This window comes from Sphingomonas sp. BK345 (assembly GCF_014193845.1).
Classification (GTDB): domain Bacteria; phylum Pseudomonadota; class Alphaproteobacteria; order Sphingomonadales; family Sphingomonadaceae; genus Sphingomonas.
Window position 1 is genome coordinate 242,186 of record NZ_JACHZX010000004.1, and the last position, 22,390, is coordinate 264,575.

The following is a 22,390-nucleotide window of genomic DNA, read 5'->3' on the forward strand; positions in this document are numbered from 1 at the left end:
GGTCGGGGGTGGGGCGCCGCCGCGATCGCGACGCGTGTGGAAGCGCCCCGCCCTACACCGCGTTCGCCGGATCCGCGAAGTCGAGCATCCCCGCGGTCACCCAGCCGAACTCGTAATTCGCCACGAACAGCCCGAACAGCAGGGTCGCGACGATCGTGGTGCGCACCAGCACGCGCTTTAGCGAGAAGCTGTGTGGCGAGCTCTCGGCGGTGCCGGGGACGTGCTCGGCGCCCATCTCGGCCGAGGTGCGCACCCCCCAGGGCAGCACCAGGAACACCGAGAAGGCCCAGAACAGGATGTAGATCGCCAGCAGCGACGTCCAGCGCATCCGCCCCTCCTCAGACCTGGACGATCACCACGTCGATCACCGGCTTCTTGCCGGTCCAGCGCGTGGCGACCTTGCGCACCGCGAGCCGCACGTCCTCGCGCAGCCGCTCGCGGTCGCGCACGCGGCCCTTCATCGCGTCCGCCGCGGCCTCGGCCGCCTCGGCGAGGAAGGGCTCGCGCTCCTCCTCCACCGGCACGCCCTGGATGCGTACCTCGGGAGTGCCGCCGGCGCGGCCGTTGCGGTCCACCGCGATGCCCACCGAGATCTGGCCGTTGACCGCGATGCGGCGCCGGTCGTTGATCGTCCCGCCGTCCGACGGCAGGATCACGTCGCCGTCGAGCACCAGCCGCCCGACCGGCACGTCGCCGATCTTCCTGGGCGCGCCGGGCGCGAGCCGGACGAGATCGCCGTTGCTCTGCACCAGCACGTCGCGGATGCCCTGCGTCTGGCCGTAGCGCGCATGCTCCATCAGGTGGCGCATCTCGCCGTGCACCGGTAGCAGCGCGCCGGGGCGGATCCAGCCATACATCTGGGCGAGCTCGGGCCGGCCCGGGTGGCCCGAGACGTGGACGTGCGCCTGCTTCTCGGTGACCATCTCGACGCCCTTGGCGGCGAGCTGGTTCTGGATGCGGCCCACCGCCACCTCGTTGCCGGGGATCTGCTTGGCGGAGAAGATCACCATGTCCCCCATGTCGAGCCGCACTGGGTGCGAGCCGTCGGCGATGCGCGCCAGCGCGGCACGCGGCTCGCCCTGGCCGCCGGTGGCGATGATCAGCACCTTGTTGCGCGGCATCCGCATCGCGGCGTCGACGTCGATCGTCTCCGGGAAGTCCTTGAGATAGCCGGTGGCCTTGGCGACGCGGATGATCCGGTCGAGCGAGCGGCCGGTGACGCACAGGCGTCGCCCGCTCTCCTTGGCGACCTCGGCCAGCGTGTGCAGCCGCGCCGCGTTCGAGGCGAAGGTCGTGACCACCACGCGGCCGCGCGCGCGCGCGACGCTCTCGCTGAGCCCCTGCCGCACGCTCGCCTCGCTGCCCGAGGCCTCGCTGTTGAAGACGTTGGTCGAGTCGCACACCAGCACGTCGACGCCCTGCTCGCCGATCGCGGCGAGCTCGTCGGGGGTGGAGGGCTTGCCGATCACCGGGGTGGGATCGAGCTTCCAGTCGCCGGTGTGGAAGACGCGACCCGCGGGCGTGTCGATCAGCAGCGCGTTGGCCTCCGGGATGGAGTGCGACAGCGGCACCACCTCCACCGAGAAGGGGCCGACCTTGAAAGGCTTGCGCGCGTGGACCAGGCGCACCTTGACGCGTTCCTCGATCCGCTCCTCCTCCAGCTTGCCGCGCACCAGCCCGGCGGTGAACGGCGTCGCGTAGATCGGCACGCCGAGATCCTCGGCGAGATAGGGCAGCGAGCCGATGTGGTCCTCGTGCCCGTGCGTCAGCACGATGCCGACGAGCGAGTCGAGCCGCTCCTCGATGAAGCGCAGATCGGGCAGGATCACGTCGATCCCGGGATAGTGCGAGTCAGCGAAGGTGACGCCGCAGTCGACCATCAGCCATTTGCCGGCATGGCCGTAGAGCGTGACGTTCATGCCGATCTCGCCCGAGCCGCCGAGCGCGCAGAAGAGCAGTTCCTTGTTGTTGGGAGTCATCGAAGTCCTTTGTCGTCCCGCGTGGGGCGCCGGATGCGCCGATGAAGCGGGAGGAAGAGAGATGGGCCGGACTGCGCGCCGGCCGGGCGTTCACTTGGATATATGGGCGCGTTCGTACATGATCGCCAGCCCTTGGATGGTGAGATCGGGCTCGATCGCGTCGAACACGTCGGTGTGACGCTCGAACAAGGTGGCGAGGCCGCCGGTGGCGATCACCTTGACCGGACGCGCGATCTCGCGCCGCATCCGGGCGACCAGCCCCTCGATCATCGCGATATAGCCCCAGTAGATGCCGATGTTCATCTGATCGACGGTGTTGCGCCCGATCACGCTGTCGCTCGCGGGCGCCTCGATCGCGATGCGCGGCAGCTTGGCCGCGGCCATCACCAAAGCGTCGAGCGAGAGGTTGATGCCCGGCGCGATGATCCCGCCCTTGTAGGCGCCGGTATAGTCCGAATGGTCGAAGGTGGTGGCGGTACCAAAGTCGATCACGATCAGGTCGCCGGCGTGGAGCGCGTGCGCCGCGATCGTGTTGACCGCTCGGTCGGCGCCGAGGCTCTTCGGCTCGTCGACGTCGATCGCGATGCCCCAGTCGAGCGGCGCGCGCCCCGCGATCAGCGCGTCGCTGCGAAAATACTTGGCCGCGAGCACCTCGAGATTGTGCAGCGCGCGCGGCACCACGGTGGAGACGATCACCGCGGCGACATCGTCGCGGCTGTAACCCTCGAGCGCGAGCAGCTGGCTCAGCCACACCGCATATTCGTCGGCGGTGCGGCGCGGGTCGGTGGCGATGCGCCAGCGGGCGCGGATCGCGCGGGTCGCGGTATCGACCAGCGCGAAGACCACGTTGGTGTTGCCGGCGTCGACCGCGAGCAGCATCGCACCCTCTCTCACAGCAGGAATATATCGCCCGCGTGCATGACACGCGCGCTCCCGTCCGCCAAGCGTAGGACGAGCGCGCCGCCAGGGTCGAGCGTCTCATAGCGTCCGTGCCACTCGCTGCCGTCGGGCAGGCGCGCGCGCAGCTCGGTGCCGGGCGGGTGCGCGCGCTCGCGCCATCGCTCGGTGACGGGTTCTAGGCCCTCCGCACGCCAGCGGGCGTGCCAGTGCGCCAGCGCTGCGGCGAGCTCGCCTTGGAGCGCGGCGGCATCGATCGTCGCCCGGGCGGCGCGGAGGCTGGTGGTGGCGCGGTCGGCGAGGTCCGGGTGATGGGCCACGTTGACCCCGAAGCCGATCACCACCCACTCCTCGACGCGCTCGAGCAGGATGCCCGAGAGCTTCGCGCCGTCCAGCAGCAGATCATTGGGCCATTTGAGGCGCAGCGCCTCCGCGTCGGGCAGCACCGCGCGCACCGTCTCCTCCAGCGCCACGGCGGCGACCAGCGCGAGCGTCGGCGCGGGCGGGTCACCCGCGGCGAGGCGGACGAGCGTGCTGGCGTAGAGATTGCCGACCGGCGAGTCCCACGCCCTGCCCTCGCGCCCACGCCCGGCGGTCTGGCGGTCGGCGCGGAGCCAGAGGCCGTGCTCGCCATAGCCGTCGCGCGCGAAGGAGCGCAGGTCGGCGTTGGTCGAGCCGGTCTCGGGTACGTGGAGCGTGCGCGTCAGAACAGGCTCGCGGCCGCCGCCAGCGTCCAGGCCGATAGCGCCGGGATGGCGAGATAGCCGAGCGGCGAGACGATCACCGCCGCCGCGGCGATCAGCCCGCCCTCGAGCCGGTCACCCTCGCCGAACACGCCGACCGGCTCGTCGAAGTACATCGTCTTGACCAGCCGTAGGTAATAATAAGCGCCGATCACGCTGAACACGACGCCGACCACCGCCAGCGGGAACAGCCCCGCCTGCACCGCGGCGTAGAACACCGCGAACTTGGCGTAGAAGCCGAACAGCGGCGGGATGCCGGCGAGCGAGAACATGAAGATCGCCAGCGCCGCGGCGAGGCCGGGCCGCGTGCGCGACAGGCCGGCGAGGCTGGCGATCGTCTCGATCGGCTGCCCGTCGGCGTCGCGCATCTGCAGCACGACAAGGAAGCTGCCGAGCGTCATCGCGATATAGATCGCCATATAGGTCAGCACCGCGGCAACGCCCTCCTGCGTGCCGGCGGCGAGACCGATCAGCGCGAACCCGACGTTGTTGATCGACGAATAAGCGAGCAGCCGCTTGACGTTCTGCTGGCCGATCGCGGCGACCGCGCCGAGCAGGATCGAGGCGAGCGCGGCGAAGATCACGATCTGGCGCCACTGTCCCTCGGCGGGGCCCATCGCCTCGACCGCGACGCGCACGCCCAGCCCGATCGCCGCCACCTTGGGCGCCGAGGCGAAGAAGGCGGTCACCGGCGTCGGCGCGCCCTCGTACACGTCGGGCGTCCACATGTGGAACGGCACCGCCGAGATCTTGAAGGCGATTCCCGCGAACACGAACACCAGCCCGAAGAGCAGGCCGGTCGACTTGGCGTCGCCGGTCAGCGGCGCGGCGGCATAGGCGCCCGCGATCTCGTCGAACAAGGTCGAGCCGGTGAAGCCATAGACCAAGCTGATGCCGTAGAGCAGGATGCCGCTCGCCAGCGCGCCGAGGACGAAATACTTGAGCCCCGCCTCGGCCGAGCGCTGGTCCTGCCGCATGAAGCTCGCCAGCACATAAGCGGCGAGGCTCTGCAGCTCGAGGCCGACGTAGAGCGTCAGCAGGTCGGCGGCGGAGACCATCATGCCCATGCCCGCCGCGGAGAGCAGGATCAGCACCGGATATTCCGGGCGGAGGTTGTCGCCCGCGGTGCGGCGGAAGAAGTCGGGCGCCATCACGATCGCTACCGCAGCGGCGATGTAGATCAGCACCTTGGAGAAAGCGGCGAAGCTGTCGGCGCGGTACAGGCCATAGAAGGCCTGGCCGCCCGACGAGGCCGGGCCGATCAGCGCGACACAGGCGCCGGCAAGCACCGCCACCGCGGTCCAGGACACCGCCTTGGTCGAGCCCGGTCCGCCCCAGGCGGCCACCAGCATCAGCGCGATCGCGCCCAGCCCGAGCACCACCTCGGGCAGCGTCATCGCGAGATTAGCGGCATAGTCCATTAGTGCGCGCTCCCTTGCGCGTGAGTTTCGGCATGAGCGGCGGGCACGATTCCCGTCCCCTTGGTCGGCAGCGAGTCACCCGCCGGGCGCGCGCGATCGATCCGCGCGAGCAGGATCTGCGTGTCCTTGCGCATCGGCGCAAGGAAGCTCTCCGGATAGACGCCCATCCACAGCACCGCCGCGGCGATCGGCGCGAGCAGCCACAGCTCGCGCGGGCTGAGGTCCGACATGGCGCGAACCTCCTCCGACTTGATCTCGCCGAACACGACGCGGCGGTACAGGTACAGCATGTACGCCGCGCCGAGGATGATCCCGGTGGTGCACAGCAGAGCGACCGTGGTCGACACCTGATAGGTACCCATCAGGCTGAGGATCTCGCCAACGAAGTTGCTCGTGCCCGGCAGGCCGATCGAGGCCATGGTGAACAGCAGGAAGAGCAGCGCGTAGCGCGGCATGTTGATCGCCAGCCCGCCGTAGCGGCTGATCTCGCGGGTGTGGAGCCGGTCGTAGATCACGCCGACGCACAGGAACAGCGCGCCCGACACCAGGCCGTGGCCCAGCATCACCATCATCGCGCCCTCGATCCCCTGCGCGTTGAACGCGAACAGCCCGATCGTCACGATCGCCATGTGCGCGACCGAGGAATAAGCGATCAGCTTCTTCATGTCCGACTGCACCAGCGCGACCAGGCTTGTGTAGATCACCGCCACCGCGCTCAGCCCGAACACCAGCCACACCAGCTGCGCCGACGCCTCGGGGAACATCGGCAGGCTGAAGCGCAGGAAGCCGTAGCCGCCGAGCTTGAGCAGCACGCCCGCCAGGATCACCGAACCAGCGGTCGGCGCCTGGACGTGCGCGTCGGGCAGCCAGGTATGGACCGGCCACATCGGCATCTTCACCGCGAACGAGGCGAAGAAGGCCAGCCACAGCCAGGTCTGCACCTGCGGCGGGAAGTCGTAGTTCATCAGCGCCGGGATGCTGGTCGTCGCCGCGGTAATGCTCATGTAGAGCATCGCGATGAACATCAGCAGCGAGCCGAGCAACGTGTACAGGAAGAACTTGTACGAGGCGTAGATCCGGTTCGCGCCGCCCCAGATGCCGATGATCAGGAACATCGGGATCAGGCCGGCCTCGAAGAAGATGTAGAAGAGGAACAGGTCCTGTGCCGCGAAGGTGCCGATCATCAGCACCTCGGTGAACAGGAACGCGCTCATGTACTCCGGCACGCGCTTCTCGATCGCCTGCCAGCTGGCGCCGATGCAGATCGGCATCAGGAACACCGACAGCACGATCAGCAGCAGCGCATAGCCGTCAATGCCGAGCGCCCAGCCGAAGCGGCCGAACAGCGGCGCATATTCGACGAACTGCCATTGCGCGCCGCCGATATCGTACGACAGCCACAGCACCACACCGAGCGCCAGATTCACCAGCGTCGCCGTCAGCGCGGTCCAGCGCGCCGTCGAGGCGGAGAGGAAGAGGCACGCGACCGCCGCGGCGGCCGGGATCGCGAGCATCAGCGAGAGGATCGGGAACGACACGTGATGGAGCCCCTCAGCCCGCGATCGCCCAGGTGATCGCGGCGGTGAGCCCGATCAGCATGACGAACGCGTAGGTATAGACATAGCCGGTCTGGAGCCGCCCGGCGGCGCGACTGCCGAGTTGCACCACCCATGCCGAGCCGTTCGGCCCGAAGCGGTCGATCGTCCCCTCGTCGCCGCGGTGCCACAGCAGGCGACCGATCGCGAAGGCTGGGCGGACGAACAGGAAATGGTACAGCTCGTCGAAATACCATTTCCGCAGCAGGAACTGGTAGAGCGGCTGGAAGGTGTCGGCGAACTTCGCCGGCAGCTCGGGCGATCGGATGTACGTCAGGTACGCGATCACGAACCCGCTGATCATCACGATCGTCGCGGCCAGCTGCACCAGCAGCGGTACCTGGTGCATCGCGTGCATGAGATGCTCGTTGAAGTAGAGTGCGCCCTTCCAGAAGCCGCCGGCCGTCTCCGGATCGATGAACCAGTGATGGAAGACGAAGCCCGCCGCGACCGCGCCGATCGACAGCACGATCAGCGGGATCAGCATCGGCAGCGGGCTCTCGTGCGGGTGATAGCCGCCGGTGCCCTTCGGGATTTCGTTGAACCCGCGTGACTCCACCGCCGGCGCGTGGCCCGAATCCTCGCCCGCGGGATCGGGGTGGTGCGCGTCGTCATGGCCGTGCGCGTGCGCGCTGCCGTGCTCGGCCGCGTGCGCCTCATGCCCGTGCGCGTCCTGCGCATGGTCGTGGTGCGCGTCATGCGCATGGTCGTGGCCGTGCGCGTCGTGGAGCGCGTGCTGGATATGCTCGGACGCGGCCCAGCGCGGCTCACCCCAGAAGGTGAGGAACATCAGGCGCCACGAGTAGAAGCTCGTCAGCAGCGCGGCGAACACGCCCACCATCGACGCCACCGGCGAACCGGCCGCCCAGGCCACCTCGATGATCGCGTCCTTGGAGTGATAGCCCGCGAAGCCCCCGATCCCGTAGAGGCCGACCCCGGTGATCGCCAGCGTGCCCAGCAGCATGCCCCAGAAGGTGATCGGGATCGCCTTCCGCAACCCGCCGTAATAGCGCATGTCCTGCTCGTGGTGCATCGCGTGGATCACCGAGCCCGCGCCGAGGAACAGCAGCGCCTTGAAGAAGGCGTGCGTGAACAAGTGGAACATCGCCGCGCCATAGGCGCCGACGCCCGCGGCGAAGAACATGTAGCCCAGCTGCGAGCAGGTCGAATAGGCGATCACGCGCTTGATGTCGGTCTGCGTCGTGCCGACGGTCGCGGCGAACAGGCAGGTCGCGGCGCCGATGAAGGTCACGAAGCCCATCGCGGTCGGCGAGGTCTGGAACATGGGCGACAGGCGGCACACCATGAACACGCCCGCGGTCACCATCGTCGCGGCGTGGATCAGCGCCGACACCGGGGTCGGGCCCTCCATCGCGTCGGGCAGCCAGGTGTGCAGGCCGAGCTGCGCCGACTTGCCCATCGCGCCGACGAACAGCAGCAGGCACAGCACCGTCATCGTGTCGGCGCGGAACCACAGGAAGCCGATCGCCGAACCCGCCATCGACGGCGCCGCGGCGAGGATTGCGGGGATCGAGACGGTGTTGAAGACCAGATAGGTGCCGAAGATGCCGAGCATGAAGCCGAGGTCGCCGACGCGGTTGACGACGAACGCCTTGATCGCCGCGGCATTGGCGCTCGGCTTGCGAAACCAGAAGCCGATGAGCAGGTAGCTCGCGAGGCCCACGCCCTCCCAGCCGAAGAACATCTGGATGAGGTTGTCCGCGGTCACCAGCATCAGCATCGCGAAGGTGAACAGCGACAGATAGGCGAAGAAGCGCGGCTGGTCCGGGTCCTCCGCCATATAGCCCCAGCTATACAGGTGCACGAGTGCCGAGACGCTGGTGATCACCACCAGCATCACCGCGGTCAGCGCGTCGACGCGCAGCGCCCAGGACACGTCGAACGTGCCCGAATGGATGAAGTGCAGCACCGGCGTCACCGTCGCTTCGTTCGCGCCGGTGAGGAAGCCGATGAAGATCGGCCACGACAAGGCGCTCGCGATGAACAGCCCGCCCGTGGTGATCGCCTTGGGCAGCGTCGCGCCGAACGACTTGTTGGCGAAGCCGGCGACGATCGCCGCGACCAGCGGCACGAAGACGATGAAGAGGATCGACGTCACGGGCGGATTATCCCTTCATCCGGCTGGGATCGTCGACCGAGATCGAGCCGCGGCCGCGGAAGAAGATCACGAGGATGGCGAGACCGATCGCGGCCTCGCCGGCCGCGACGGTCAGCACGAACATCGCGAACACCTGGCCGACCAGGTCGTTGAGCGCCGCCGAGAAAGCGACGAGGTTGATGTTCACCGCCAGCAGGATCAGCTCGATCGCCATGAGGATGACGATGATGTTCTTGCGGTTCAGGAAGATGCCCAGCACCCCCATGGTGAACAGCAGCGCCGCCACCACCAGATAGTGGATCAGGCCGACCCCGCCCGACATGGCTCCGCTCACAGCTGTACCCCCTGGCCGATCTCCGGCCGCATGTTGCGCGTCGCGTCCTGCGGACGCCGCGCGTTCTGGCGCGCGATATTCTGGTAGCGCGAGCCCGAGCGCTCGCGATGGGTCAGCACGATCGCGCCGATCATCGCCACCAGCAGGACCAGCCCTGCGCCCTCGAAGATGAAGAGGTAGCGCGTGTACAGCAGCTCGCCGATCTGGACGATGTTCGACTTGGCCGCGACGGTCGGCGCCGCGCGCCGCGCGAGATCGATCCCGCCCGCGCTCCACGCGCCGACGCCGATCAGGATCTCCGCCACCAGCGCCACCGCCAGCACCAGGCCGATGCCGAAATAGCGCACGAAGCCCGCGCGCAGCTCGGCGAAGTCGATGTCGAGCATCATCACGACGAACAGGAACAGCACCGCGACCGCCCCGACATAGACGATCACCAGCAGCATCGCGATGAACTCGGCGCCGACCAGCACCATCAGCCCCGCGGCGTTGAAGAAGGCCAGGATCAGCCACAGCACCGAGTGGACCGGGTTGCGCGACGAGATCGTCATCGCGCCCGAGACCAGCACGACGAGCGCGAAGAGATAGAAGGCGATGGCCTGGATCATCTCACGCTGCCCCCAATTCGGTGCCGCGGCGGCGCGCGGTCGAGAAAACCGCGGCCGTGGCCGCGGTGGTGTCCGTCAGAATCATGTCGACCCCTGAAATCACGCGAGCGCCTACCGGTACGGCGCGTCGGCGGCAAGGTTGGCCGCGATCGCGCGCTCCCAGCGGTCGCCGTTGTCGAGCAGCTTGGCCTTGTCGTAGATCAGCTCCTCGCGCGTCTCGGTGGCGAACTCGAAGTTCGGCCCCTCGACCACCGCGTCGACCGGGCACGCCTCGGCGCACAGGCCGCAGTAGATGCACTTGGTCATGTCGATGTCGTAGCGCGTGGTGCGGCGGCTGCCGTCGTCGCGCGGCTCGGCCTCGATCGTGATCGCCTGCGCCGGGCACACCGCCTCGCACAGCTTGCACGCGATGCAGCGCTCCTCGCCGCTGGGATAGCGGCGCAGCGCGTGCTCGCCGCGGAAGCGCGGGGACAGCGGGTTCTTCTCGAAGGGATAGTTGATCGTCGCCTTCGGCTTGAAGAAATACTTCAGCGTCAGCGCGTGTGCCTTCACGAACTCGTAGAGCGTGAACGCCTTGATCGTCTGCGCGATACCCATCTCAAACTCCCACGCGCATGAACATCAGCACGCCCGACACCAGGAACACCCAGAACAGCGACAGCGGCAGGAACACCTTCCACCCCAGCCGCATCAGCTGGTCGTAGCGGTAGCGCGGCACCGTCGCCTTGATCCACGAGAACACGAAGAAGAAGAACAGGATCTTGGCGAATAGCCAGATGATCCCCGGCACCGCGTAGAGTGGCGCCCAGTCGAGCGGCGGCAGGTAGCCGCCCCAGAACAGCGTCGCGTTCAGCGTGCACATCAGCAGCACGTTGGCGTACTCGCCGAGCCAGTAGAGCGCGAACGCCATCGAGCTATATTCGGTCTGGTAGCCCGCGACGAGCTCGCTTTCCGCCTCGGTGAGATCGAACGGCGCGCGTTGCGTCTCCGCCAGCGACGAGATCAGGAACACGACGCTCATCGGGAACAGCAGCGGGTTGAACCCGAAGCCGTTGATGAAGCCGTACAGGCCCTTCTGCGCCTCGACGATCGCGGTCAGGTTGAACGAGCCCGCCCACATCACCACCGAGATCAGCACGAAGCCGATCGCGACCTCGTAGCTCACCATCTGCGCCGCGGCGCGGATCGCCGAGAAGAACGGATATTTCGAGTTGGACGACCAGCCCGCGAGGATGATGCCGTACACGCCCAGCGACGAGGCCGCGAGCACGTAGAGCAGCCCGACGTTGATGTCGGCGAGCACCACGCTCGGCTGGAACGGCACCACCGCCCAGACGATCAGCGCGACCGTGAAGGTGATGATCGGCGCGAGCAGGAACAGCCCCCGGTTCGCCGCCGAGGGGACGATCGTCTCCTGCAAGAACACCTTGAGCCCGTCCGCGAACGACTGGAGCAGCCCGAACGGGCCGACCACGTTGGGACCGCGGCGCAGCGCCATCGCCGCCCAGATCTTGCGATCGGCGTAGATGATCATCGCCACCGACAGCATCAGCGGCAGCGCGATCGCGAGGATGCCCACGATCGTCGCCAGGAACCACGCCCAGCCATAGGGCAGGCCCAGCGAATTGTTGAAGAAGCTGGTCACTCCGCCGCCTCCGCGAAACTCTCACCATGGACCAGTTCGGCCGAGCAGCGCTGCATCGTCGGCGACGCGCGGCAGATCGCATTGGTGAGGTAGAAGTCCTTGATCGGATAGCCGTCGAGCACGCCCTCGGCGGTGCCGCCGAGCACCGGCGGGTTCCACGCGAAGGTCTTGAGACCCAGCGTCGCCAGCTCGGGGCAGTCGAGCGCCATCGCCGCGCGCAGCTCGTCGATCGTGTCGAACGGCAGCGTCTGGCCCAGCCGCTCGCTCAACGCGCGGAAGATCGTCCAGTCCTCGCGCGCGTCGCCGGGCGGGAACACCGCGCGCTCGCCGCGCTGCACGCGCCCCTCGAGATTGACGTAGGTGCCCGACTTTTCGGCATAGCTCGCCGCCGGCAGGATCACGTCGGCGTGGTGCGCGCCGCGATCGCCGTGGTGACCGACATAGACCTTGAAGCCGGTGAAGCGCGCGTGATCGCACTCGTCGGCGCCGAGGAAGAAGCTCAACTTGGCGTCGTACAGCGCGGAGATGCCGGCCCTCTGCGCGTAGCCGAGCATCAGCCCGCCCATCCGGCTGGCGGCCATGTGGACGACGTTGAAGCCGTTCCAGCCCTCTTTGACGAGGCCCAGCGTCTCGACCAGCCCGAGCGCCGCGCCGTGCGCGCCCTTGAGCGCCGCACCGCCGACGATCACCATCGGCTTGGCCGCCTTGCCGAACGCCTCGGTGACGCGCTCCGGCAGGCGGCCGAGCACCGCCAGGTCGGCGCCGAGCCACTCGACCTTGTAGGTCAGCTCGGTCTCGGGGCCGATCGCGAAGACCTTGGCGCCCTTCTTGATCGCCTTGCGGATGCGCGTGTTCACCAGCGGCGCTTCCCAGCGCAGGTTGGTGCCCACCAGCAGGATCGCGTCCGCCTCCTCGGTGCCCGCGATCGTGGTGTTGAAGTTCACCGCGGCGAGGCTCGACGTGTCATAGTCCATGCCGGTCTGCCGCCCCTCGAGCAGCGACGAGCCGAGCTCCTTGAGCAGCGCCTTGGCCGCGAACATCGTCTCGCAGTCGACCAGGTCACCCGCGACCGCCGCGACCGAGCCGCCGTGGTCGACCGAAGCGATCGCGGCGAACGCCTCGTCCCAGGTCACCGGATGGAGCTTGCCGTCGCGCCGCACATAGGGGCGATCGAGCCGCTTGCGCACCAGGCCGTCGACGGCGTGGCGCGTCTTGTCGGTCGCCCACTCCTCGTTGACCTCGTCGTTGACGCGCGGGACGCAGCGCAGCACCTGCCGCCCGCGGCTGTCGAGCCGGATGTTGGTGCCGACCGCGTCCATCACGTCGATCGTCAGCGTCTTGCGCAGCTCCCACGGGCGCGCCTCGAAGGCGTAGGGCTTGCTGGTCAGCGCGCCGACCGGGCAGAGGTCGACGACGTTGCCCGACAGCTCGCTCGACACCGCCTCCTCGAGATAGGAGGTGATCTGCATGTTCTCGCCGCGGTAGATCGCGCCGATCTCCTCGACCCCGGCGACCTCCTCGGCGAAGCGGACGCAGCGCGTGCACTGGATGCAGCGGGTCATGATCGTCTTGACGATCGGGCCCATATACTTCTCGGTCACCGCGCGCTTGTTCTCGGCATAGCGCGAGTGGCCGCGGCCGTAGGCGACCGACTGGTCCTGCAGGTCGCACTCGCCGCCCTGATCGCAGATCGGGCAGTCGAGCGGGTGGTTGATCAGCAGGAATTCCATGATGCCCTCGCGGGCATGCTTCACCATCGGCGTGGTGGTGAAGATCTCCTGGTTCTCCGCGGCGGGCAGCGCGCACGAGGCCTGCGGCTTGGGCGGCCCCGGCTTCACCTCGACGAGGCACATCCGGCAGTTGCCCGCGATCGACAGCCGCTCGTGATAGCAGAAGCGCGGGATCTCCTTGCCGGCGAGCTCGCACGCCTGCAGCACGGTGGCGCCCTGCGGCACCTCGATCTCGACTCCGTCGACTTTGACCTTTGGCATTACTCAGTCTCTTCCGTCAGATCGAGACGACGCTCGATGCGATCGAGCCGATGGTTGATCCCGGTGATCTCGGCGTTGGTGCTGAACTGCGACGTCACGATCCCGCGCACGAAATCCTCGAGCGCCGAGAAGCGCATACCTTGCGCCGAGATGTCGCGCTTGAGCGAGGCGATGTCGCCCTGCATGCGGCGCAGGATCTCGAGGATCAGGTTGCCCTGCTCCAGCGTCACTCCGCGGCCTCCTGCATCGGCGCCAGGTCGCCCCCGTTTCCGTTGCGGTCGTTGATGCGGCGTTCCAGCTCGGGGCGGAAGTGGCGGATCAGCCCCTGGATCGGCCAGGCCGCGGCGTCGCCGAGCGCGCAGATCGAGTGGCCCTCGACTTGCTTGGTGACCTGCTGGAGCATGTCGATCTCGGAGATGTCGGCGTCGCCGGTGCGCAGCCGCTCCATCACGCGCCACATCCAGCCGGTGCCCTCGCGGCACGGCGTGCACTGGCCGCAGCTCTCGTGCTTGTAGAAGTAGGACAGCCGGCTGATCGCGCGGACCACGTCGGTCGACTTGTCCATCACGATCACCGCCGCGGTGCCGAGCCCGGAGCCGACCGCCTTGAGGCCGTCGAAGTCCATCGGCGCGTCCATGATGTCCTTGGCGGGCACCAAAGGCACCGACGAGCCGCCCGGGATCACCGCGAGGAGGTTGTCCCAGCCGCCACGGATGCCGCCGCAATGCTTCTCGATCAGTTCGCGGAACGGGATGCTCATCGCTTCCTCAACCACGCACGGCGTGTTCACGTGGCCCGAGATCTGGAAGAGCTTGGTGCCGCGGTTGTTCTCCGCGCCGAAGCTGGAGAACCACTCAGCGCCGCGGCGCAGGATCGTCGGCGCTACCGCGATCGACTCGACGTTGTTCACCGTCGTCGGGCAACCGTACAGGCCCGCGCCCGCCGGGAACGGCGGCTTGAGCCGCGGCTGGCCCTTCTTGCCCTCGAGGCTCTCGAGCATCGCGGTTTCTTCGCCGCAGATATAGGCGCCCGCGCCGCGGTGGACGAAGACGTCGAAGTCGTAGCCCGACCCGCAGGCGTTCTTGCCGACCAGCCCCTTGTCATAGGCCTCGGCGACCGCTGCGAAGAGCGTCTCGGCCTCGCGGATATATTCCCCGCGGATGTAGATGTACGCCGCCCGCGCGCGCATCGCGAAGCCCGCGACCAGCGCGCCCTCGATCAGCTTGTGCGGATCGTGGCGGATGATCTCGCGGTCCTTGCACGAGCCCGGCTCGGACTCGTCGGCATTAATCACCAGGAAGTTGGGCCGGTCGGGTTTCGGCTCCTTTGGCATGAAGCCCCATTTCGTGCCGGTCGGGAACCCGGCCCCGCCGCGCCCGCGCAGTCCCGACGCCTTGACGACGTCGATGATCTTGTCCTGCCCCAGCTCGAGCAGCGCCTTGGTGTTATCCCAGTCGCCGCGCGCCATCGCGGCGTCGAGCCGCCACGACTGATAGCCGTAGACGTTGGTGAAGATGCGGTCCTTGTCGGCGAGCATCAGCGTGCATCCGTCAGATCGAGGCGGCGTTCGACTCGGCCGAGGCGCTCCTCGGCGCGGTCAAGCCGCGAGTTAAGTCCTGCGACCGACATCATGATGCCTGCCAGATGCTCGCCGATCGACGACAGTCGCATCTTGGTCTCGACATCCTCGACGTCCTTCTTGTCGAAGCGTGCGTTCAGTCGGCGGAACTGCTCGCCGATGCAGTTCAGGATGTCCGCCTCGGCAGCCATCACGCCCACTCCCCACGATAATCGTGGTTCTCGGTCACCATCGCGGTCAGCGAGGTAGGACCGCCCTTGGGCTCCACCGTGTGGCGGCCGGGCTCCTGCGTGCCGGGCTTGGGCGCCTGACCGTGGGCGAGCGCCTCGATGATCGCGACGGTGCGGTCGTAGTCGAGGTCCTCGTAATTGTCGTCGTTGATCTGGACCATCGGCGCCGAGGCGCAATTGCCCATACATTCCACCTCGGTCAGCGTGAACAAGCCGTCGGGCGTGGTCTTGCCCTTGATCAACCCCTTGTTCTTGCATGCCGCGAGCACGTCGTCCGAGCCGCGCAGCATGCACGGCGTGGTGCCGCACACCTGGACGTGGAAGCGGCCGACCGGCGCGAGGTTGAACATCGTGTAGAAGGTCGCGACCTCGTACACGCGCATATACGGCACGCCGATCTCGCGCGCGACGAACTCGATGACGGGCACGGGCAGCCAGCCCTGCGTCTGCGTCTCGGCGCCGACCTGGCGCTGCGCGAGGTCGAGCAGCGGGATCGACGCCGACTGCTCGCGGCCCTTGGGATAGCGCGCGAGGATCGCGTCGCGCTTGGCGCGGCTGTCGTCGTTCCACTGGAACGCGCCCCAGCGCGCGCGGGTCTCGGCCTCGTCGGGAATGGTAGGTGCGTCGGCCATTACTCTCCACCCCGCAGGTCCATGCGACGCTCGACGCGGGTCAGCCCCTCGTCGAAGCGATCCATGCGCGCGTTCAACCCCGAAATCGACAACACCATATTGCCCAGATGCTCCTCGACGACCGTCACGCGCGGCTTCAGCTCGCGCACGTCGCCCTCGATATTCGACAATCGGTCATCGATGTGGCGCAGCCGCTCGAGGATCAGATTCTCGACGTTTTCCGTCACCGATCGCACTCGCCGAACACGATATCCATCGCGCCCAGGATCGCGGTGGTGTCCGCGAGCATGTGGCCGCGGCTCATGAAGTCCATCGCCTGGAGGTGCGAGAAAGCGGTCGGGCGGATCTTGCAGCGATAGGGCTTGTTCGAGCCGTCGCTCACCAGATACACGCCGAACTCGCCCTTGGGGCTCTCGGTCGCGACATAGACCTCGCCCGCGGGGACGTGATAGCCCTCGGTGTAGAGCTTGAAGTGGTGGATCAGCGCCTCCATCGAGCGCTTCATCTCGGCGCGCTTGGGCGGCACCACCTTTCGGTCGGTCGAGGCGATCGGCCCCTCCGGCATCTCGGCGAGGCACTGTTTCATGATCCGCGCCGACTGGCGGACCTCCTCGACGCGCACCATAAAGCGGTCGTAGCAGTCGCCGCGCGTGCCCACCGGCACGTCGAAGTCCATGCGGTCGTAGACGTCATAGGGCTGCGACTTGCGCAGGTCCCAAGGGATGCCTGCGGCGCGGATCATCGGCCCCGAGAAGCCCCAGCGGATCGCGTCCTCGCGGCTCACCGTCGCGATGTCGACGTTGCGCTGCTTGAAGATGCGATTGTCCGCAACCAGGCTGATCGCGTCCTCGAACAGCCGCGGCAGCCGCGTGTCGAGCCAGTCGGCGATGTCGGTCAGCAGCTTGAGCGGCACGTCCTGATGGACACCGCCCGGCCGGAAGTAATTGTGGTGCATCCGCGCGCCGGTGGCGCGCTCGAGGAAGCCGTAGCAATCCTCGCGGATCTCGAACAGCCACAGGTTCGGCGTCATCGCGCCGACGTCCATGACGTGCGAGCCGAGGTTCAGCATGTGGTTCGAGATGCGCGTCAGCTCGGCGAAGAACACGCGGAGGTATTGCGCACGGAGTGGCACCTCGAGATCGAGCAGTTTCTCGATCGCGAGCACGAAGGTGTGCTCCATGCACGCGGGCGAACAGTAATCGAGCCGGTCAAAATAAGGGATCGCCTGCGCGTACGTCTTGTACTCGATCAGCTTCTCGGTGCCGCGGTGAAGCAGCCCGACGTGCGGGTCGATCCGCTCGATGATCTCGCCGTCCAACTCCATCACGAGACGGAGCACGCCGTGCGCCGCCGGATGCTGCGGGCCGAAGTTGATCGTGTAGTTCTGGATCGCGACGTCACCCTCGCTCGGGTGCGAGGCGTCGGTGGCGTGAAGGATCTTCTCCAGCGCGGGATCGACCTCGCGGTCGACCGCCTGATCCTTCTCGACGAGCATGTCGGTCATTGGTTCTGCCCTCCGCCCTTCGTCGGCACGACGTCAGGTTCGGCCGGCTTGGGCGCGCCGGCGGATTCGCTCCGACCCGCGCCCGTCTCGGCGGTGCTGGTCGCGTCCTTCTTGGCGTACGGCTCGCTCGAGCCGCCGCCAGCCTGCTTCGGCGTCTCGGTCGCGCCGGCCTTCTGGATCTCGGTCGCGGTCGCCGGCGTCTGCGCGCCCTTGGCCTCGGGCAGCTTCGCCTTCTCGTCGCCCGGGAGCACGTACTCGGCACCCTCCCACGGGCTCATGAAGTCGAAGGTCCGGAAGTCCTGCGCGAGCTTCACCGGCTCGTACACGACGCGCTTCTGCTCCTCGGAATAGCGCATCTCGACGAAGCCGCTGAGCGGGAAGTCCTTGCGGAACGGGTGGCCGCGGAAACCGTAGTCGGTGAGGATACGGCGGAGGTCGCGATTGCCCGCGAACAGCACGCCGAACATGTCGTACACCTCGCGCTCGAGCCAGCCGGCGACCGGCCACAGCTCGGTCACCGACGGCACCGGCGTGTCCTCGGTCGCGCCGACATGGACGTGGAGCCGGTGGTTGCGCGTCAGCGACAGCAGGCAATAGACCACCTCGAACCGCTCCGCGCGATCCGGATAGTCGACCCCCGCGATCTCCATCAGCTGCTGATACTCGAGCCCGGGCGTGTCGCGCAGCGCGGTCAGCGCGGGCACCAGCGCCTCGCGCGTGACGTGCAGCTGCACCTCGCCCGCGATCTCGATCGCGTCGAGCAGGCCGGCACCGATCGCACCGCGCGCGGACTCGATCGTCGCACCGTTGAGGTCCGCCGCATAAGCGGGAGCGGGCGCCCTCACCGTTCGATGCTCCCGGCGCGACGGATCTTCCGCTGCAGCTGCATCACGCCGTACAGCAGCGCCTCCGCGGTCGGGGGGCAGCCCGGCACGTAGATGTCGACCGGCACGACCCGGTCGCAGCCGCGCACGACGCTGTAGCTATAGTGATAATAGCCGCCGCCGTTGGCGCACGAGCCCATCGAGATGACGTACTTGGGCTCCGACATCTGGTCGTAGACCTTGCGCAGCGCCGGCGCCATCTTGTTGCAGAGCGTGCCCGCGACGATCATCACGTCCGACTGGCGCGGCGACGCGCGCGGCGCCGCGCCGAAGCGCTCCATGTCGTAGCGCGGCATGTTGACGTGGATCATCTCCACCGCGCAGCACGCCAGCCCGAAGGTCATCCACCAGAGCGAGCCGGTGCGCGCCCATTGAAACAGCTCCTCGGTCGAGGTGACCAGGAAGCCCTTGTCGTTGAGCTCACCGTTGAGGCCGTCGAAGAAGCCCTGGTCGGGCGCGACGAGGCCGCCGGCGGGCTCGGGATTGTTGACGAGCCCGATCGGCCCGGAATGCGCCTCTACTCCCACTCCAGCGCTCCCTTCTTCCATGCGTATACCAGGCCGAGAGCGAGTTCGGCGATGAAGATCATCATCGAGATCCATGCGGTCCATCCGAGCGAGAAAACGCTTACCGCCCAGGGATATAGGAACGCCGCCTCGAGATCGAAGATGATGAACAGGATGGCAACGAGATAAAAACGAACATCGAACTGCGAGCGGCTGTCCTCGAACGCGGGGAAACCGCACTCATATTCGGACAGCTTCTCGGGCGTCGGCTTGGCGGTGCCGGTCAGCTTGGCGACCGCCATCGGCAGGAACACGAACGCGCTCGACAGCAGGAGCGCCACTCCCAGGAACAGGAGGATCGGCAGATATTGCGACAGATCGACCACTATGTCTCTCTCGCCTCTCTCGCAGGTGCGAATGGAATGCGGACGCTCTAGACCCCTGCCCCAAGAGGGGCAAGGCCACGGGCGCTGAGAATGAATCGCAGGTGAACTGGCGGCGCGCCGGTGCACGGCGCGCGCGTCCGGCGGCTCAGCGCAGCGCCTGCGCCACCATCTTGTGGAGCTTGGAGTGCAGCCCGTCGTTGGCGGCGAGGAACTCGTTGCGCTCGATCGGCTTGTCGCCGCCGCGGAAGTCGGTGACGAAGCCGCCCGCCTCCTTCACCAGCAGCATGCCGGCGGCGACGTCCCACAGCTTGAGGTCGCTCTCCCAATAGGCGTCGAACCGCCCCGCGGCGACCCAGGCGAGGTCGAGCGCGGCGGCACCGAGCCGGCGGATGCCCGCGACCTGCGGCGCCACCGCGCCGAAGATCCGCGTCCATTGCACGAAGTCGCCGTGACCCATGAAGGGGATGCCGGTCGCGATCAGCGCCTCGGACGGTTCGCGCCGCGACGACACGCGCAGCCGCTGGTCCTGCAGCCAGGCGCCGCGGCCCTTCTCGGCCCAGAAGCTCTCGTCGGTGAGCGGCTGGTAGACCAGCGCCGTGGTGATCTCGCGCTTGCCGTTGGCGAGCGGCTCCTCGACCGCGATCGAGATACAGAAATGCGGCACGCCGTGAAGGAAGTTGCTGGTGCCGTCGAGCGGATCGATGATGAAGCGCGGCTTGCTCGGATCGCCCTCGATCGTGCCGCCCTCCTCCATCACGAAGCCCCAGTCGGGCCGCGCCTTGGAGAGTTCGTCGTACAGCGTCCGCTCGGCGCGCTGGTCGGCCTGGCTCACGAAGTCGGCGGGGCCCTTGCGGCTCACCTGGAGGTGCTGGACCTCGTTGAAGTCGCGCCGCAGCCGCGGCGCCGCCTTGCGCGCGGCGCGCTCGATGACCGTGAACAGGCCGGAATGGGAAGGCATGCGATCATTCTCCGCCCCCTGCCCCGGAGAGGATGCCGGGCCGGAGGAACATGGGGCGGTACTAGCTGGGGCCGCCCCCCACCCCGCCCGCCCTCATCGAGAGCGGAACGTCGCACCTCAGTCGGCGCGGCGGACGTAGGTCTGTTCGTAGACGTCGACAACGATGCGCGTGCCGCTGCTGATGTGCGGCGGCACCATCACGCGCACGCCATTGTCGAGGATCGCGGGCTTGTAGCTCGACGAGGCGGTCTGCCCCTTCACCACCGCGTCGGCCTCGACGATCGTCGCCTCGATCGTGTCGGGCAGCTGCACGCTGATCGGCTCCTCGTCATAGAGCTCCATCACCACGTCCATCCCGTCCTGCAGGAAGGCGGCGGCGTCGCCGAGCAGGTCGCGCGGCAGCGTCACCTGATCGTAGGTGTCCTTGTCCATGAACACCAGCCCCTCGCCCTCGGCGAAGAGGAACTGGAAATCCTTGGTGTCGAGGCGGACGCGCTCCACGGTCTCGGCCGAGCGGAAGCGGACGTTGTTCTTGCGGCCGTCGCGCAGGTTCTTGAGCTCGACCTGCATGTACGCCCCGCCCTTGCCGGGCTGGGTGTGCTGGATCTTGACCGCGCGCCAGATGCCGCCTTCGTACTCGATGATATTGCCGGGACGAATGTCCACGCCGCTGATCTTCATGGGGCTGTGCCTATGTCAACAGAATCGGGGCACCGCCGCTGGTCAGCGGGGCGCCGGAAGGCGCGGCTCTAGCGGTTGGCGGGGCTTACGGCAAGGTAAGGATGGGGGTCGAGCGGCTCGCCCTGCCACCAGCGCGCGCCCGCGGGCATCCGGCTGAGGCCGAAATGCAGGTGGTAATTGCCCGGCCCAGCGTCGCCGGTGTCGCCGACGAAGGCGATCACCTGGCCGGCGCGCACCGCCTGTCCCTCGGCCAGCCCGGGGGCGTAGCCGGAGAGATGCGCGTAATAGAATTCCCACCTGCCGTCCGCGGAGCGCTGGTAGACTGTGGTGCCGCCGAGCCCACTCTGGAACAGCTTCTCGACGCGCCCGTCCGCCGCGGCGAGCACCGGCGTGCCGGCGGGCGCCATGATGTCGAGCCCCTGATGCCCGCGCGTGCCGCCGCCGCGCGCGTCGCCCCAGGAGGAGTGCAGCGCCGCGCGCGCCATCCCCGCGACGGGGACGAGCAACTTGCCCGGCACCGCCGCCACCGGCGTCGGCGCCGCGGTGGGCGTGGCGGAGACCGCCGGCGCTCCGCCGCCGCCACTCGCCCGCCCGGGCCGATGCGGCTCGAGCAGCGACACGAAGCCCGCCACGGCGACGACGATCAGCGCCAGGATGCCCCAGCCGAGCCTCGTCACGCGCGCCTCACGCCTGGAACACCGCCTTGGCGCCGTTGCCGATCATCAGCGTCAGCCGCGCCACGTCCCAATTCGCCATGCGGATGCACCCGTGGCTCTCGCTACGCCCGATCGTCGCCGGCTCGGGCGTGCCATGGATGCCGTAATGCGGCTTGGAGAGATCGATCCACACCACGCCGACCGGCCCGTTCGGACCCGGCGGCAGCATCGCCTTCTGATCGTTCTTCTTGGCGTCCCAGAACAGCGCCGGATTGTAGTGGAACTTGGGGTTATAGTCCTTGCCCTGGATCTTCCACGTGCCGAGCGGCAGCGGATCGTGCTGGCTCCCCGTCGTCACCGGAAACTGCGCGATCAGCTTGCCCGCCTTGTCGAGCACGCGCAGCGATCCTTCCGACTTGTCGACGACGATGCTGTCGCCCTGCGGCGAGGCGGCGTCGACGTTGAGCATGGTCAGCGTCTGGCGCCACTCGGGCTTGATGTCGCCGGGGTAGTTGCGCGAGGTCGGCAGCGCGTTGGGGAAGGTCACCGTCGCGCCCTGCGCGATCCGCGTCGCGGGCGAGTTGAGCGCCATCAGCACCGCGGGGGTGGTATGGAACATCTCGGCCAGCTTCTCCATCGGCGAGCGGTAGCCGAGCGTCGGCAGCTCGGCCTGCTTATTATAGTCGTGCGGGATCGCGCCGAGGAACGGACCGCGCACCATATCGGGGGTCAGCTTGATCGTGACGGTCGGGCGCGCGGCACGATAGGGATAGAGCGCGCGCATCGTCGCGGCGTCGGGCTTGCCCGTCTTGGGCAGACCGCGGCTCTCCTGGAACCCGCGCAGCGCGAGCTCGAGCGACTGCCCGCCGCGCCCGTCGAGGATGCCCGGGGCGAAGCCGAGATGGTCGAGGATCACCTGGACGTGGAGGATGTTGCGGTCGAGCGGCGACGCGGCAGTGGGCGCCTGCGCGGCGGCCGCGACCGGAAGGAGGGCCGCGGCCGCAGCGATCAGAAGGAACTTGGAACGCATCGGCACCACCTC

The 22,390-nt window shown here is 67.9% G+C and carries 25 protein-coding genes; all 25 read right to left on the minus strand.

Annotated elements, in window-relative coordinates; all coding sequences use genetic code 11:
* Positions 1–52: 52 nt before the first annotated feature.
* Positions 53–328: a DUF1467 family protein gene (locus tag FHY03_RS14545; protein ID WP_183919574.1), complete on the minus strand. Its 276-nt coding sequence runs from the start codon at positions 326–328 to the stop codon at positions 53–55.
* 10 nt (positions 329–338) lie between these two features.
* Positions 339–1,979 (minus strand): ribonuclease J, encoded by a 1,641-nt coding sequence (locus FHY03_RS14550; protein WP_183931498.1) that lies wholly within the window; start codon positions 1,977–1,979, stop codon positions 339–341.
* A 90-nt stretch (positions 1,980–2,069) separates the two neighbouring features.
* Entirely contained in the window at positions 2,070–2,858 is a 789-nt protein-coding gene (locus FHY03_RS14555; RefSeq protein ID WP_183921353.1) for a type III pantothenate kinase, read from the minus strand.
* 11 nt (positions 2,859–2,869) lie between these two features.
* On the minus strand, positions 2,870–3,583 hold the full coding sequence (locus FHY03_RS14560) for a biotin--[acetyl-CoA-carboxylase] ligase (protein ID WP_183931596.1): 714 nt from the start codon (positions 3,581–3,583) through the stop codon (positions 2,870–2,872).
* Positions 3,580–5,040, minus strand: coding sequence for an NADH-quinone oxidoreductase subunit NuoN (nuoN, locus tag FHY03_RS14565; protein ID WP_183931499.1), 1,461 nt, complete (start codon positions 5,038–5,040; stop codon positions 3,580–3,582). The genes FHY03_RS14560 and nuoN overlap by 4 nt, the downstream gene beginning before the upstream one ends.
* Positions 5,040–6,578: an NADH-quinone oxidoreductase subunit M gene (locus FHY03_RS14570; protein ID WP_311721782.1), complete on the minus strand. Its 1,539-nt coding sequence runs from the start codon at positions 6,576–6,578 to the stop codon at positions 5,040–5,042. Before FHY03_RS14570 ends, nuoN begins: the two co-directional genes overlap by 1 nt.
* Positions 6,579–6,591: 13 nt before the next feature.
* Positions 6,592–8,754 carry an NADH-quinone oxidoreductase subunit L gene (gene nuoL / locus FHY03_RS14575; protein WP_183931500.1) on the minus strand — a complete coding sequence of 721 codons (2,163 nt, stop codon included), beginning with the start codon at positions 8,752–8,754 and terminating at the stop codon, positions 6,592–6,594.
* Positions 8,755–8,761: 7 nt separating this feature from the next.
* Complete coding sequence (gene nuoK, locus FHY03_RS14580; RefSeq protein WP_132910444.1) at positions 8,762–9,076, minus strand: NADH-quinone oxidoreductase subunit NuoK; 315 nt, start codon at positions 9,074–9,076, stop codon at positions 8,762–8,764.
* A gap of 8 nt (positions 9,077–9,084) precedes the next feature.
* Positions 9,085–9,696, minus strand: a complete 612-nt coding sequence (locus FHY03_RS14585; protein WP_183931501.1) for an NADH-quinone oxidoreductase subunit J — start codon at positions 9,694–9,696, stop codon at positions 9,085–9,087.
* Positions 9,697–9,807: 111 nt separating this feature from the next.
* Positions 9,808–10,293 carry an NADH-quinone oxidoreductase subunit NuoI gene (gene nuoI / locus FHY03_RS14590; RefSeq protein ID WP_183931502.1) on the minus strand — a complete coding sequence of 162 codons (486 nt, stop codon included), beginning with the start codon at positions 10,291–10,293 and terminating at the stop codon, positions 9,808–9,810.
* Between the two features lies 1 nt (position 10,294).
* Positions 10,295–11,341 (minus strand): NADH-quinone oxidoreductase subunit NuoH, encoded by a 1,047-nt coding sequence (gene nuoH / locus FHY03_RS14595; protein ID WP_183919563.1) that lies wholly within the window; start codon positions 11,339–11,341, stop codon positions 10,295–10,297.
* Positions 11,338–13,332, minus strand: a complete 1,995-nt coding sequence (nuoG, locus tag FHY03_RS14600) for an NADH-quinone oxidoreductase subunit NuoG (RefSeq protein ID WP_183931503.1) — start codon at positions 13,330–13,332, stop codon at positions 11,338–11,340. The genes nuoH and nuoG overlap by 4 nt, the downstream gene beginning before the upstream one ends.
* Positions 13,332–13,562: a hypothetical protein gene (locus tag FHY03_RS14605; RefSeq protein ID WP_183931504.1), complete on the minus strand. Its 231-nt coding sequence runs from the start codon at positions 13,560–13,562 to the stop codon at positions 13,332–13,334. The genes nuoG and FHY03_RS14605 overlap by 1 nt, the downstream gene beginning before the upstream one ends.
* Entirely contained in the window at positions 13,559–14,869 is a 1,311-nt protein-coding gene (gene nuoF / locus FHY03_RS14610) for an NADH-quinone oxidoreductase subunit NuoF (protein ID WP_183931505.1), read from the minus strand. Before nuoF ends, FHY03_RS14605 begins: the two co-directional genes overlap by 4 nt.
* The gene (locus tag FHY03_RS14615; protein WP_183931506.1) at positions 14,869–15,102 is read right to left on the minus strand and encodes a hypothetical protein; all 234 of its coding nucleotides are present in this window, start codon (positions 15,100–15,102) and stop codon (positions 14,869–14,871) included. The genes nuoF and FHY03_RS14615 overlap by 1 nt, the downstream gene beginning before the upstream one ends.
* Positions 15,102–15,773, minus strand: a complete 672-nt coding sequence (locus FHY03_RS14620; RefSeq protein WP_183931507.1) for an NAD(P)H-dependent oxidoreductase subunit E — start codon at positions 15,771–15,773, stop codon at positions 15,102–15,104. The genes FHY03_RS14615 and FHY03_RS14620 overlap by 1 nt, the downstream gene beginning before the upstream one ends.
* On the minus strand, positions 15,773–16,009 hold the full coding sequence (locus FHY03_RS14625; RefSeq protein ID WP_183931508.1) for a hypothetical protein: 237 nt from the start codon (positions 16,007–16,009) through the stop codon (positions 15,773–15,775). Before FHY03_RS14625 ends, FHY03_RS14620 begins: the two co-directional genes overlap by 1 nt.
* Positions 15,997–17,277: an NADH-quinone oxidoreductase subunit D gene (locus FHY03_RS14630; protein ID WP_260159109.1), complete on the minus strand. Its 1,281-nt coding sequence runs from the start codon at positions 17,275–17,277 to the stop codon at positions 15,997–15,999. Before FHY03_RS14630 ends, FHY03_RS14625 begins: the two co-directional genes overlap by 13 nt.
* Positions 17,274–18,122, minus strand: a complete 849-nt coding sequence (locus tag FHY03_RS14635) for an NADH-quinone oxidoreductase subunit C (RefSeq protein WP_183931509.1) — start codon at positions 18,120–18,122, stop codon at positions 17,274–17,276. Before FHY03_RS14635 ends, FHY03_RS14630 begins: the two co-directional genes overlap by 4 nt.
* Positions 18,119–18,709, minus strand: a complete 591-nt coding sequence (locus FHY03_RS14640) for an NADH-quinone oxidoreductase subunit B family protein (protein WP_221190218.1) — start codon at positions 18,707–18,709, stop codon at positions 18,119–18,121. Before FHY03_RS14640 ends, FHY03_RS14635 begins: the two co-directional genes overlap by 4 nt.
* Positions 18,679–19,053, minus strand: coding sequence for an NADH-quinone oxidoreductase subunit A (ndhC, locus tag FHY03_RS14645; RefSeq protein WP_183919549.1), 375 nt, complete (start codon positions 19,051–19,053; stop codon positions 18,679–18,681). The genes FHY03_RS14640 and ndhC overlap by 31 nt, the downstream gene beginning before the upstream one ends.
* A gap of 145 nt (positions 19,054–19,198) precedes the next feature.
* A complete protein-coding gene (locus tag FHY03_RS14650; protein ID WP_183919548.1) occupies positions 19,199–20,011 on the minus strand; it encodes an inositol monophosphatase family protein in 813 nt (270 codons plus the stop codon).
* A 117-nt stretch (positions 20,012–20,128) separates the two neighbouring features.
* Positions 20,129–20,692, minus strand: coding sequence for an elongation factor P (gene efp / locus FHY03_RS14655; protein ID WP_183919546.1), 564 nt, complete (start codon positions 20,690–20,692; stop codon positions 20,129–20,131).
* Positions 20,693–20,760: 68 nt separating this feature from the next.
* Positions 20,761–21,369 carry a M23 family metallopeptidase gene (locus tag FHY03_RS14660; RefSeq protein WP_183931510.1) on the minus strand — a complete coding sequence of 203 codons (609 nt, stop codon included), beginning with the start codon at positions 21,367–21,369 and terminating at the stop codon, positions 20,761–20,763.
* Between the two features lie 7 nt (positions 21,370–21,376).
* On the minus strand, positions 21,377–22,378 hold the full coding sequence (locus FHY03_RS14665; protein WP_183931511.1) for a L,D-transpeptidase: 1,002 nt from the start codon (positions 22,376–22,378) through the stop codon (positions 21,377–21,379).
* Between the last annotated feature and the right edge of the window lie 12 nt (positions 22,379–22,390).